Here is a 7722-nt window from a genome sequence, read left to right on the forward strand (position 1 = left end):
AAGTTTGAACCTATTTTTTCTTGCGAAACGGTTACATCGGTATTAACGTTTTCAGTTTGCGGATATAATATTTTAGAAATTACTATCGCACCTGGAGCCGCCATAACCGATGCTGCTAATAAATGTTTCGCATAAAATAAACGTAAAGCAGGATCGTCTCCACCAAGAAATCCAATATAAGCTGCCAATACAGCACCAGCAACGGTTGCCATACCACCAATCATAACCAAAAGCATTTCAGACTTATTCATTTTTTCTAAATACGCCTTTATTAAAAGTGGTGCTTCAGTTTGACCTAAAAAGATGTTACCAGCAACACTTAAACTTTCTGCTCCAGATATTTTTAAAAGTTTTGACAATAACCAACCAAAAGCTTTTACTATTTTTTGAATAATGCCTAAATAAAATAGAACAGATGTTAAAGCCGAAAAGAATATAATAGTTGGTAATACTTGAAAAGCAAATATGAATCCGAAAGTATCCATATCTACTACTAAGCCTTCAAACAAAAATTTACTGCCTGCTCTTGTAAATTCTAGCACTTGTACAAACATGCCGCCAATAAATTCAAATATAGTTTTAACGAATTCAACTTTTAAAACACCAATAGCAATTAAAAGTTGAAATGCTAATCCAATACCCACAATTTTCCAATTGATGGCTTTTCTATTACTGCTAAACAGGAAGGCAATGAAAACTAAAGTAATCATTCCTAAAACACCACGCCATAGGCTATTTATTGAAAAGCCTTGACTTTCAATAATAGTATTATTTGTTTCATTTGTATTTGGAACAACTTGTTGCGTTAGGTTTTTAGATTCTACAACTTGCTTATTTATATATAGTGAATCTGTTGAAGTATTTGATTGTATTGAAGGTGTTTGCGATACATTTTCAATAGTATCTGTAAGCTTTATTTTGTCTGTTTTTTGAGCTATTAATGTTGAAGTAAATAAGCTAAAAATAGCTACTAAAGACAAAAAAAAGGATTTCATAAATTTATGAGATTAGCGTTTAGAAATTTCGTCGCGAATATGTGCCGCAGCTTCGTAATCTTCATTAGATACTGCTTCGTCTAATAAATTATGAAGTTCTTCAAGCGTTTTTCCTTTGTAATTTTCGCGAGGTGCGTTAGGTTCTAATTCATTTGCTATTAAATCATCAACTAGTATACTATCTTGAAGTTCGTCTTCCTCATCTTTTTTAGGATTCACTTTTAAGTAAATACCTGCTTTGTCAAGAATGTTTTTATAAGTAAAAATTGGTGCATCAAAGCGAAGTGCTAAAGCAATAGCGTCACTAGTTCTGGCATCAATAATTTCTTCAATTTTATCGCGTTCACATATTAAACTGGAATAAAAAACACCATCAACTAATTTATGGATAATGACTTGCTTTACAACAATATCAAATCGATCTGCAAAATTTTTAAATAAATCGTGAGTTAAAGGTCGTGGTGGGCGAATTTCTTTTTCTAAAGCAATGGCAATAGATTGCGCTTCAAAAGCACCAATTACAATAGGAAGTTTGCGGTCGCCATCTACTTCATTTAAAATAAGTGCATATGCACCATTTTGGGTTTGACTATATGATATGCCTTTTATGTTTAATTTTACTAAACTCATAATTTACTCGATAATCGAGGTTTAAATTTTTAGAGAGTTACCTCATAATAAAAACATGTCTTAAAATACCAAGTGTGTTTTTTACCAAGGTAGCTTATTAAGCACAAAGAACTGTTTAAATTAGGACTTAACCAACTGCCTAAGGCAGATTTTGATATAATGCTAATTTAATCAGTTCTGTGGAACAATACAATTTATAAAAAAATAATCTATTGTTGAGCTTTAAAAGCTTTTAATTTTTCGATGAGTTGCGGAACCACTTCAAAAGCATCACCCACAACACCATAATCGGCAGCTTTAAAGAAAGGAGCTTCAGGATCGGTATTAATGACCACTTTCACTTTTGAGGCGTTAATACCAGCTAAGTGTTGAATAGCTCCAGAGATGCCTATAGCTATATATAGATTTGCTGCTACGGGTTTACCTGTTTGTCCTACGTGTTCGCTGTGTGGTCTCCAACCTAAATCTGAAACTGGCTTAGAGCATGCTGTTGCTGCACCTAAAACATCGGCTAATTCTTCAATCATACCCCAATTTTCAGGACCTTTTAAACCACGGCCAGCAGAAACTACTATTTCGGCATCTGCAATAGTAACTTTGTCGGTTGCTTTGTCAACAGATTTTACACTTACACCAGATTCTGGAATAGAAGGTGAAAACGCTTCCACGGAAGCGGTACCATTAAACTCTACTAATCCGAAAGAATTGTTTGAAACCGCAATTAACTTAACATCGGTGTCAATGGTTGTCATGTTAAAAGCCTTGTTTGTAAAAGCGGTTCGTTTAACGGTAAAAGGAGATATGCTTGATGGAACTTCAACAACATTTGAAGCAAAACCTGCATTTAATCCAACAGCCAAAAGTGGTGCTAAATATTTACTGTTTGCGCTAGAACTAACTATTACGACTTTGGCATTTTCATTTTCAGCTGCTTGTTTTAAAACATCAGCATAGGTTTTGGCATTAAATGTGTCAAGTTTTGAGTTACTAACGTTTAAAACTTTATCTACACCATAATTTTCTAAAATAGAAGTGTCATTTGCGTTTATTGCAACAGCAGTTACAGTAGTTTCTAATTGATTTGCTACTGCTTTGGCATATGATGCTACTTCTAAGGCTACTTTTTTGAAAGTACCTTTTTCTGATTCTGTATATACTAAAACTGACATTTATTTTTATTTTTTTTGAAAATTGATTAAATCACTTTAGCTTCGTTGTGAAGCAGGTTTACTAATTCGTCTAAATTATCTGGCGAAACCAAGGTTACTGCGCCTTTTGGAGCTGGTTTTTCAAATTTAACCGATGTGGTTTCTGTACTAGCATCAACAGGTTCAACAACCGTTAGTGGCTTTTTCCGTGCCATCATAATACCTCTCATATTAGGAATACGTAAATCGCTTTCTTCAACCAATCCTTTTTGTCCGCCAATAACTAAAGGTAAAGTTGTCGATACGGTTTCTTTTCCACCATCAATTTCTCTAGTTGCAGTAGCGTTTGTAGCGTCAACTTCAAGGTTAATGCAATTATTTACAAAATTAGCATTAGTTAAACCAGCTAACATACCTGGAACCATACCGCCATTATAATCAATAGATTCGCGACCAGCAATTATTAAATCGTAGCCACCATCTTGCACTACTTTGGCTAATTGTTTAGCTACTTGAAAGCCATCAACAGCAACCGTATTAACACGTATAGCACTATCTGCACCAATGGCTAAAGCTTTACGAAGCGTAGGCTCGGTTTCTGCACCACCAACATTAACAACATCTACACTTGCACCTTGCTTTTCTTTAAACCACATGGCACGAGTTAAACCAAACTCATCATTTGGATTGATAACAAATTGTACACCATTGGTGTCGAATTTAGAATTATCATCTGTAAAATTAATTTTTGATGTAGTGTCTGGAACGTGACTTATACACACTAAAACTTTCATATTTTTATAATTAAATTAAGATTCTTTATGTGAGAAGTATCTAACTATTATGTACTTCAAATTTAGGGAACGAAGTTAATTATTTTATTTCGAATATTTGCTATGCGTGCATAGTAAATTTTAGATAATTCTTTTGAACAAAGTATTTTATTTATTGTTATTTTTGCAATTCGATTAAAACATATTTAATGAAGACAATTCAATTTAGAGAGGCAATTTGCGAAGCCATGAGCGAAGAAATGCGCAGAGACGAAAGCGTTTATTTAATGGGTGAGGAAGTGGCAGAATACAATGGAGCTTACAAAGCTTCAAAAGGTATGTTAGACGAGTTTGGATCAAAACGAGTTATAGATACACCTATTGCTGAGTTAGGTTTTGCTGGAATAGCCATTGGATCGACCATGACAGGGAACAGACCCATTGTTGAGTACATGACATTTAATTTCTCTTTAGTTGGAATTGATCAAATTATAAATAATGCTGCAAAGATTAGGCAAATGTCTGGCGGACAATTCAAATGTCCAATTGTTTTTCGCGGACCAACAGCTTCAGCGGGTCAGCTAGGAGCAACGCACTCGCAAGCTTTTGAAAGCTGGTTTGCAAATACACCGGGTTTAAAAGTAGTAGTACCATCTAATCCATACGATGCAAAAGGGTTATTAAAGGCTGCAATACGTGATGACGATCCTGTTATTTTTATGGAAAGCGAGCAAATGTACGGCGATAAAGGTGAAGTGCCAGAAGGCGAATATGTATTACCGTTAGGCGTTGCTGAAATTAAACGTGTAGGTACAGATGTAACTATTGTATCTTTTGGAAAGATTATTAAAGAAGCTTACAAAGCTGCAGACGAACTTGAGAAAGAAGGTATTTCTTGCGAAATTATCGATTTACGTACTGTAAAACCAATGGATAGAAAAGCCATTTTAGAATCAGTTAAAAAAACAAATAGATTAGTAGTTTTAGAAGAAGCATGGCCTTTTGGAAATGTAGCTACTGAAATTACCTATTTAGTACAATCTGAGGCATTCGATTATTTAGATGCTCCCATTGTAAAAATTAATACGGCTGATACACCAGCTCCATATTCACCTGTTTTATTAGCAGAATGGTTGCCAAATAGCGAAGATGTCGTTAAAGCAGTTAAAAAAGTTTTATACAAATAAATTAATTTTTTTTACGTTATATAAACTTCATTAGCACGATTGTTGATGAAGTTTTTTTATACTATGAACATAAGACTACTATTTATAATTTTTTTCTTAGGATTTTTTTCAGTAATAGCCCAAACCAAAGTTAGCGGCTATGTGTTTGATGATTATAATGAACCCGTTTCTTTTGCTAATATTGTATTTAAAGGATCTTCTGAAGGCACTATTACAGATGAAAATGGAAAGTTCTATTTAGAATCTACCGAAACATGGAATGCTTTAATTATTTCGTTTATAGGTTACGAAACCATTGAAGTTCCTTTAGCCAAAAAAGTAAATTACAATTTAAAGTTTACACTTAAGGAGGAAACTGCACAATTAGATGCAGTAGTTATTGTATCTGGAAAGCAATCCAAAAAAAATAACCCTGCTATAGATTTGTTGCGTAAGATTTGGGAACATAAGCGTAGAAATGGATTAAACCTTTACAAACAATACGAATACGACAAATACGAAAAAGTAGAGTTCGATATTAATACTATTGATAGTGCGCTTATAAAAAGTAAACTTTTCAGGGGTATGGAATTTGTTTTTAACGAAGTTGACACCTCTCGTGTTACAGGTAAAACGTACTTGCCCATGTTTATTAACGAAGCCGTATCAAAAGTTTATGGCGATAATGTAATTAATAAACGAAAAGAGGTTTTAAAGGGAAATAAAAATTCAGGTTTTAGCGACAATCAAGTTGTAATTGATTTTGTTGACGATTTATATTCCGATTATAATGTATACGATAATTATCTAAAATTTTTCGATAAAAGCTTTGTCAGTCCACTTTCAAAAACAGGCATCAATACCTATAATTATGTATTGTCAGATAGTGCATTCATCGATAATAAATGGTGTTACAATATTATTTATTATCCGCGTCGTAAAAATGAATTGACTTTTAAAGGCGATTTTTGGGTTGCAGACACCACTTATGCTATTAAAGAAATTAATTTACAAGCCTCAAAAAGCGCCAATATAAACTGGGTAAAGGATATTTATATTGAGCAAGAATTTGAAGTGTTAAACGATTCACTTTTCCTTGTAAAGCGCGATTATATGATGTCTGATTTCGCGTTAAGCAAAAAAGAAAAATCACGTGGTGTTTACGGCAAGCGAACCACATTATTTAATAATTATGAGTTCGACAAACCTTTAGATAAAAAATTCTACGACCAGGAAGTTTATAATTACGATAAAGATATTTACGATAGAGATGATGCGTTTTGGGCAGATAACCGATTAGAAGATTTGAATAAAGACGAACAAGGTGTTTATAAAATGTTAGACACTTTAAAAACCGTAAAAAAGTTTAAGCGGCTTTACAATTTAGGAAGCATTTTATCATCGGGTTATATTGAATTTAATACGTTACCGTTAGACTACGGTCCCATTTTTTCAACCTTTGGTTTTAACGAAGTTGAAGGCTTACGTTTACGTGCTGGCGGACGTACTTATTTTGGTAGAAACGATTTGTGGCGATTAGAAGGCTTTTTAGCTTACGGTTTTAGAGACGATAAATTCAAATATGGCATTTCAGGAAAATGGCTTTTGGATAAAAAAAGACGATTGATTATTTCTGGAGGAAACAGGCGCGATGTCGAGCAAATAGGAGCAAGCCTAACCACAAGCACCGATGTTTTAGGGCGTAGTTTAGCATCCTCATCGGTTGTGGGAACAGGAGCAAATGATAAATTAACTTCTATAAATTTAACAAGTTTAGCAGTCGAGTTAGAACCTTGGCGCAATGTTATTTTTAGGTTAGGTTCAAATTACCGTACTTTAGAGTCGGCATCACCAACCTTTAGTTTAGATTACGTTGATGCAGAATCGCCAACAGGTTTTGAATCTGAAATAAAGCAATTTGAAACCTCGCTTTCAGTATCTTATTTTCCAAAACGAAAAATGACAGGTTTCGGCGTAGAGCGACGTATAGCAAACGACGATTTTGCACGTATTTTTGCGCAAATAAGTCGTGGCGATAAAAGTATATTTAAAAGCGATTTTGATTATACCAAACTGCAACTCTCGTACATACAACCATGGCAAGTTGGTGGTTTTGGCAGGCTGTATACCACTATCGAAGCTGGTAAAACCTTTGGAGAAGTGCCTTTAGGTTTGCTAAGTGTAATCCCTGGCAATCAATCGTATTTTTCAATTTACAACACCTTTTCGCAGTTAGACTTTTACGAGTTTGTAAGCGATACTTATGCGTCGTTTCATTTAGAGCATAATTTTAACGGACGCTTCTTTTCAAGAATTCCGTTTTTACGAAAATTTAATCTTCGAGAAATTGTAAGTATTCGTGGCGTTTGGGGTGAGATTTCGCAAGATAATATAAACTTAAACACCACCAACAATCCAAATAGTATTCCGCTAGTGGCACCAAATAACAAGCCCTATTACGAGTATGGTTTGGGTATTGGTAATATTTTTAAAGTGTTTAGAATCGATTTTAATTTTAGAGGCAATTATAAAGATAAAGAGCTGTACCCAAACGCACGAAAGTTTGGGGTAACAGGAAGCTTCGGGTTTTATTTTTAGAATTTTTATTTGAACACCTGCCTGGACTTTCTGTATTAGACTGGACATTTGGTTGCGATAATTACGTTGCATAATTTAACTTTGAATTATGAAAAGAGCACACAGGAATTAAAGTTTATAATTTAAGAAAAAGGCAGTAGAATTAAGCTATGCCCGAGGTAACGTAAAAGCGTAATACAGATATTTGAAGAACAGGATGTTCCTATACCTGTACTCAGTCGTTGGCGACAAGAATCAAAAGATTATGAAAAGAACAGTTTTCTAGGTCGAGGGAAGCCAAAATTAACAGACGAACAAAAAGAAATAGCCTTATTAAAGAGACAATTAAAAGATGTATCGGAAGAACATGAGATATTAAAAAAGGTGAGGTGGTAAGCATCTTTTAGTTCATTGTTTATTATTTTCAATTAAG

The 7722-nt window shown here is 34.0% G+C and carries 6 protein-coding genes; 2 read left to right on the top strand and 4 right to left on the bottom strand.

The features are described from left to right. From AADI82_RS11960 to AADI82_RS11975, 4 genes are all read right to left on the bottom strand, one after another. A partial coding sequence (locus AADI82_RS11960) for a Na+ dependent nucleoside transporter N-terminal domain-containing protein (RefSeq protein ID WP_341216663.1) occupies positions 1-995 on the bottom strand: 995 nt, incomplete at its 3' end. A gap of 12 nt (positions 996-1007) precedes the next feature. Next, positions 1008-1625 (bottom strand): bifunctional nuclease family protein, encoded by a 618-nt coding sequence (locus AADI82_RS11965; RefSeq protein ID WP_034043111.1) that lies wholly within the window; start codon positions 1623-1625, stop codon positions 1008-1010. A 209-nt stretch (positions 1626-1834) separates the two neighbouring features. Next, entirely contained in the window at positions 1835-2794 is a 960-nt protein-coding gene (locus AADI82_RS11970; protein WP_341216664.1) for an electron transfer flavoprotein subunit alpha/FixB family protein, read from the bottom strand. A gap of 26 nt (positions 2795-2820) precedes the next feature. Beyond that, positions 2821-3567: an electron transfer flavoprotein subunit beta/FixA family protein gene (locus AADI82_RS11975; RefSeq protein ID WP_341216665.1), complete on the bottom strand. Its 747-nt coding sequence runs from the start codon at positions 3565-3567 to the stop codon at positions 2821-2823. A 188-nt stretch (positions 3568-3755) separates the two neighbouring features. Between AADI82_RS11975 and AADI82_RS11980 the strand changes: the two genes are divergently transcribed. Both AADI82_RS11980 and AADI82_RS11985 read left to right on the top strand, forming a co-directional pair. Then, on the top strand, positions 3756-4733 hold the full coding sequence (locus AADI82_RS11980; protein WP_341216666.1) for a pyruvate dehydrogenase complex E1 component subunit beta: 978 nt from the start codon (positions 3756-3758) through the stop codon (positions 4731-4733). A gap of 63 nt (positions 4734-4796) precedes the next feature. Further along, on the top strand, positions 4797-7310 hold the full coding sequence (locus AADI82_RS11985; protein ID WP_341216667.1) for a DUF5686 family protein: 2514 nt from the start codon (positions 4797-4799) through the stop codon (positions 7308-7310). The last annotated feature ends 412 nt before the right edge of the window (positions 7311-7722 follow it).

Source organism: uncultured Wocania sp., assembly GCF_964021735.1.
Taxonomy (GTDB): Bacteria; Bacteroidota; Bacteroidia; order Flavobacteriales; family Flavobacteriaceae; genus Wocania_A.

What these genes read in the sequence shown, in the direction of transcription:
- AADI82_RS11965 (WP_034043111.1), bottom strand. Translation starts at nt 1,625, where the DNA reads ATGAGTTTAGTAAAATTAAACATAAAAGGCATATCATATAGTCAAACC.
- AADI82_RS11970 (WP_341216664.1), bottom strand. Translation starts at nt 2,794, where the DNA reads ATGTCAGTTTTAGTATATACAGAATCAGAAAAAGGTACTTTCAAAAAA.
- AADI82_RS11975 (WP_341216665.1), bottom strand. Translation starts at nt 3,567, where the DNA reads ATGAAAGTTTTAGTGTGTATAAGTCACGTTCCAGACACTACATCAAAA.
- AADI82_RS11980 (WP_341216666.1), top strand. Translation starts at nt 3,756, where the DNA reads ATGAAGACAATTCAATTTAGAGAGGCAATTTGCGAAGCCATGAGCGAA.
- AADI82_RS11985 (WP_341216667.1), top strand. Translation starts at nt 4,797, where the DNA reads ATGAACATAAGACTACTATTTATAATTTTTTTCTTAGGATTTTTTTCA.